At 52.3% G+C, this 3,494-nt stretch carries 6 protein-coding genes and 1 tRNA gene; all 7 read right to left on the reverse strand.

Annotation, left to right across the window (positions count from 1 at the left end):
• Positions 1-31: 31 nt before the first annotated feature.
• Entirely contained in the window at positions 32-682 is a 651-nt protein-coding gene (locus tag GDA54_07060; protein MBC6498055.1) for a hypothetical protein, read from the reverse strand.
• Positions 683-706: 24 nt separating this feature from the next.
• On the reverse strand, positions 707-1,135 hold the full coding sequence (locus GDA54_07065) for a hypothetical protein (protein ID MBC6498056.1): 429 nt from the start codon (positions 1,133-1,135) through the stop codon (positions 707-709).
• Positions 1,136-1,138: 3 nt separating this feature from the next.
• Positions 1,139-1,534, reverse strand: a complete 396-nt coding sequence (locus GDA54_07070; protein MBC6498057.1) for a hypothetical protein — start codon at positions 1,532-1,534, stop codon at positions 1,139-1,141.
• A 24-nt stretch (positions 1,535-1,558) separates the two neighbouring features.
• On the reverse strand, positions 1,559-1,975 hold the full coding sequence (locus GDA54_07075; protein MBC6498058.1) for a hypothetical protein: 417 nt from the start codon (positions 1,973-1,975) through the stop codon (positions 1,559-1,561).
• Between the two features lie 120 nt (positions 1,976-2,095).
• Entirely contained in the window at positions 2,096-2,932 is an 837-nt protein-coding gene (locus GDA54_07080; GenBank protein MBC6498059.1) for a DNA methyltransferase, read from the reverse strand.
• A 49-nt stretch (positions 2,933-2,981) separates the two neighbouring features.
• Positions 2,982-3,057: transfer RNA gene (locus GDA54_07085), tRNA-Ala, on the reverse strand.
• Positions 3,058-3,195: 138 nt separating this feature from the next.
• On the reverse strand, positions 3,196-3,494 hold a 299-nt coding region (locus GDA54_07090; protein ID MBC6498060.1), incomplete at its 5' end, for a hypothetical protein.

Raw genomic sequence — 3,494 nt, forward strand, 5'->3', positions numbered from 1 at the left:
CACGCACAGAGGCGCTGGGACGGAGAGAGCGCTAAGGACTATTGGATGGTAAGCCTTCATCCACAAAGAGTTCGTCCTCGATGCGTTCGAAAATCTGGCGATAGAGTTCGCCATCATAAATGGGGTTGTCCTCCCCTGAGAGCTGGCCACGACCGCCCGCTCGGTTCAGCACCTCGACAAGGCTCACGCGTAGAATGCTCCCGCCACCCTGACTCCCTCGATTTGCTCGCACATTGGCCGTCAGGCGCACATGGCGCGTCACCTTGTCGGGACCGCCGCTCCCATCCCCTCCATAATAAGAAGGACCATCAGTCGCCGCGATGATCGCCCCCACAACAATCGCGCCTAAGACCAAGTCAGCAAGACTCGTCGGCCCCGACCTGTTAGCCGTGACGACAGTCCTTGGCGTGTTCGCATTGATAAAGCCAGCATCGATATTCGCACTCTCCACGATATAGCCTAACCCCTGCAACGCGCCCAATGTCGCCTTAAAGACAGCGTTGGGCTGACTCGATAATTCTCGCGACTGAAGCTCCTCTATCTGTAATGGCGTCAATGGCGGTAAGGCGGGAACAGCAGAACCACGAGAAAACGCGCATGACGACAGAGCCACACAGAGAACAGCGCACACAAACGCGCGAGAACCTCCCCGCCTCACCCCGCCATATGCGCCTATCGGCATGATCGTCATATTCTTGTCCCTCCCCTAAAAAGACGATGTGCGACTCTTAAAGTCTTCCACGATACCATCCCCGTTAAAACGAATGATGAGCGTCACGGTGCGCGATGACGTCCCAGACGCCGCCCCACCACGCCGACTACGACCACCAAGCAATATCACCGTCCACGCAAAGCTCTCAGCAGAACTGGTCGCACGAGAAACAGTCGCATATTTCTGATACGTCCATAACTCGTCGCCATTGCCATCACGAGTCGCCACATTAGGCGCACCAAACGTCTCTAACACTTGGGCTTGTGTCGTCTGCCCCTTCTTCAACGTCAACTGCACTTGCCCATGCGTAAAAGGCGTCGCCCCTAAATCATCAACAGGGCCCACATCCTGATAGACGCTACAAGACGCCAACACCACCCACACAACCGCCCCAACACCATACGCTATCTTTCCATAGACCATCGCTCACTCTCCATAGCTATTAAAAGAAGTTACTTCCTCGCTCGAATCAAAGTGAAAAACGATATTGAGCAAAGGAAGAGACCTGTCCGCATTCTGAGCACCCCTATCAAACAAAAAAAGCGTGCCTAAAATCTCATGCGACCCATCTGCCGAGATAAAAGAACCCCGACGCCGATAAGACCATACCTCCCCATCATCATGAGTCTGCGCACGGGCAAGAGGCTCACCTAAAATCTCTTGCACATCATCCATCTCTAGACCCCTCTCAATGACAAGGCGATAATGCCCCTCAGGAAGAGGCGTCTCGTCATCCAACGCCCCACCGCCACAGCCAGACAGACACAAAACCACAGCCACAAAGGATAAATAACGCCTCTTTCGCACCACGCCTATCATCATATCACCCACAATACAGCACAATCATCACCCCAACAGAGCAAGAGATGACGCTATCACAAGGACTGGCACCAAACGGGCAAGCACGAGCATCACCACAGACTCTAAACCCTTTCCCGTATAGTGACCCCATATGAACGCAAAGACCGACACAACAACCCCTAAAAAGATAACGGCCTGTACCCATCCTTCATCAAAGCCACGAGACCAACCGCTTGCCTGCATCACAAGAGCAACCATCAGCGCAAACAAAAACAAACCGACAATATGCAACGCCATGCCCAATAATGACGACGTCAATGTTCCCTTAAAACCTATGTGAGACAACATCCGCCTGCCGCCAGCGCTCCGCCCCAACGCCACCATAAACAAAAAACTCAACACCGCCCCAACAACTAAGCCCGGTAACCAGCCCTCACCCACAACCATATCCACAAGAGTCATCAAACCATCCTCCCACACTGAAAATGAAAGCCTATCACCACACCACCCCATACACAACACCCCGCCATCATAGACAATGCTCCCCACATTGTCAATATCATGCGCAATAGCCCCATGCTGTCACGTCCTTTGGAATAAGAGAATATATTCATGCTTGAAAATGTAGAAACCTCCCGTCAAGGCACGATACCGCCATAGATTGTCTTGCTGAATTTTGGCGCGGTTACCCGTCATGTTCTTCACAACGATCGCCTTGAGCCTCAGCGCGTCCCCCCGCGCCAATGCCTCTTGCATGAGGTAAAACCCAAGAGGCACCCATGCGCTGTTCGTGTATTTATCACCGATAACAATGGCAAGATAACGACCATGGTCTAAGAAGGGAACAAAATTCTCAACCACATCACCACATTTTTTTGTGAATTCCTCCACAGAGGGCGCATTACTTATATCCTCGGCCTTGTCGCTAAACGCGATAATATCATGATAGGGGGGATGCATGATGATAAGGTGAAGATGGGCGCTCCCTATGCCACGCAAAATCGCCTGAACCCTGTCCCGCGCCTCTTGTGTCGTGCTGTCAGCAACGATGACATGAGACGATACGGGAGACGATACAGGCTCTCCATCGCCCTCGCAAGGCGCTGATTGCCTTGCGATATTGTCTTGCGCTTGACACGCGACATCAGGCGATAATTCAAGCCCTATGCCATGGCGACCTAGCCTTTTTGCTTCAATGAGAGTCGTGCCGTGACCTAAAAAGGTATCCAAAACGACATCGCCCCGCTTGGTGTAGCGCCGCATCATCTGATAGGGAATCTGCGGAATAAAGTTGCCATGATAGGCATTATTGTGAGCACCCGACCTATCACGCCCTCCCACCAGCCACAAACTATCTGTTACAATGTCGTCATACGCCTTCCAATGCTCTAAATCAAGGTCGTTGATCTTTGTTGTCATAAAACATAACGTCCAGTGACGCCACAAGGTAAGAGCAAGAGAACGATGATGGTGGAGGCGACCGGGCTCGAACCGGTGACCTTTCGCTTGCAAAGCGAATGCTCTCCCAACTGAGCTACGCCCCCTTCTTCACACCACCCTTCTCCTCCCACATCATAGAGAGGCGACCGCGCCATTATAGCCCCCTTTATTCTTTGTGTGTATCTGTAAACAGACACCATCACACCCAAGGAGCAAAGCCTCATGCGCCGTCTTTATTATGATTATGGCGCTGACGATGTGTGCTCCTCTCGCTCTTCAATCTCAGAGGCTGTGAGCCATTCATCACCATGCTTGAAATGCACCCGCGTGACGACATCCTCTCGATGAAGACGAGAGAAACGATACATCACACGCACCGAAATAATCTGCGCACTCCCGACATTTGTCTCGACACTCGAACCAATGAGCTCCCACGCCCCAAAGGTAAAGAAATTCGCCGCCGCATAGCCCAGCGCCCGTCCTAAACGCACGGCAGCCCGACTCCCTTGCTTAATTTCAAAGAAATCAATACGCCCGCCCT

The sequence above is a fragment of the Alphaproteobacteria bacterium GM7ARS4 genome (assembly GCA_014332745.1).
Taxonomy (GTDB): Bacteria; Pseudomonadota; Alphaproteobacteria; order GM7ARS4; family GM7ARS4; genus GM7ARS4.